Annotated in this window: 1 protein-coding gene; it reads right to left on the bottom strand. The window is 66.9% G+C overall.

Annotated elements, in window-relative coordinates; genetic code table 11:
- Window positions 1-85: 85 nt before the first annotated feature.
- The gene (locus PV364_RS41070) at window positions 86-1,231 is read right to left on the bottom strand and encodes a PIN domain-containing protein (RefSeq protein WP_415924678.1); all 1,146 of its coding nucleotides are present in this window, start codon (window positions 1,229-1,231) and stop codon (window positions 86-88) included.
- Window positions 1,232-1,422 lie beyond the last annotated feature (191 nt).

Below are 1,422 nucleotides of genomic sequence, written 5' to 3'. Positions count from 1 at the left end.
CGCGCCAAGATCCGCAGCGAACGCCAACAACGCTGGGGCCGCCCACGACCCAAAGCCGCCTAACCAACCCCGGCAACGTTCGTGGTCAACGCACTAGCTGGATGACAGCCTGGAGCGCCTCTTCGGGCTTCATCCACGTGCTCACGCCGACGGCTGCAAGCTCGAACCAACCACGGAGTCGGTCTGGTTCGTTGTCCCATACCTTCTCGGCAACGGGCGCCCACAGTGTCCTTGATGCGTCGACCGCCCAAAGCTGAGGCCGGGCGAAGAGGGCTGCGGCGCTGGCCGGCTGCCATCCTTCCGCCGCTGCCACCTCGGCGATGTCGTCCACTGCGATCGGCAGGTCCACGACCCAGGCTTCGAGCAGGCTGCGCATATCGCGGTCGTGACGTTCGTCGGTGAACTCGGGATAGTCGCTCAGCTCCGCAAGTACGTGCAGGAGGGCGACGGTACCGAAGGTTGGGATGTCCGCTTTGATGAGCAGGTCGCGCATGGCCGTGTCGTCGCACCACAGGGCGGCACCCGTGTCGAGAGCGTGCTGTGCGGCGGACAGCCCGGCTGCGTCTGCCTCGTTGGGGACGGTGGGAAGGCCGAGTCGGGCGTGGATCTCGGCGAGGTCGGGGACCTCAACGGGTTGGAGGCTCGGGATGATGCGGGCGAAGATGGCTGCCTGCTGTGCCAGATGCGCCTTGTCCTGGTGGGAGTACTCGGAGATCGTGAAGCGACCGTCCCGCACTCCCATCTGGCCGGATGACCGCAGCATGTTGTCGAGCGCGTACCGGGTCCTGATGATGTCGTCGTACACCGCTGTGGTGGTGGGGGTGGCGGTGAATACTGCTCGGAGCTGGTCGAGTCGGCCGGGGATGAGGGAGGCAACCGCGAGGGCGCTGACGTCTAGGACGGCGGTGTGGTTCAGAGCGTCGCGCACGGCCCTGATCTCGGCGGCGATGTGTGTGCCGCTGATACTCGCAGCGGGGATGAGGCCGGCGGCCCGCTGGGCGAAGGCGAGGGCGACCGGTCGTTCTGCCGCCCATGCGAGCATCCCCATCGTGATGGCACCGGTGCGCACCGCGTCGGCGGCTGCCTGGATCAGAGTCTCCCGGGGGCCAAGGTGTTGCTCGACGAACCGCACGAGCTCTTCCTGGTCACCGGGCATCATCGCAAGGGCTTTACTCGCCGGTGGGTCGGCCAGCAGTGTCTGCAGCCTGCTGGTGAGGGATTCGGGCAGCACCAAGCAGCGCGCCGTGGCTTGTGGCTCCTCGCTCGGCGTGCGCGATAGCGGCAGCTCGTCCTGCGGCGGCTCGCCGGTGGCGGCAAGTAGTCCGATGCCCCTATGGATTTCAAGTGGTGTTGGGCTGGGAGAAGCTGGCCCGGAGGATCTTGAAGACGGTTCGGGCGAGGTACCGCTTCAAGCAGCGGATG

The organism is Streptomyces sp. MI02-7b, from assembly GCF_033793585.1.
Lineage (GTDB): Bacteria > Actinomycetota > Actinomycetes > Streptomycetales > Streptomycetaceae > Actinacidiphila.
This window is presented reverse-complemented; position numbering and strand designations above follow the sequence as displayed.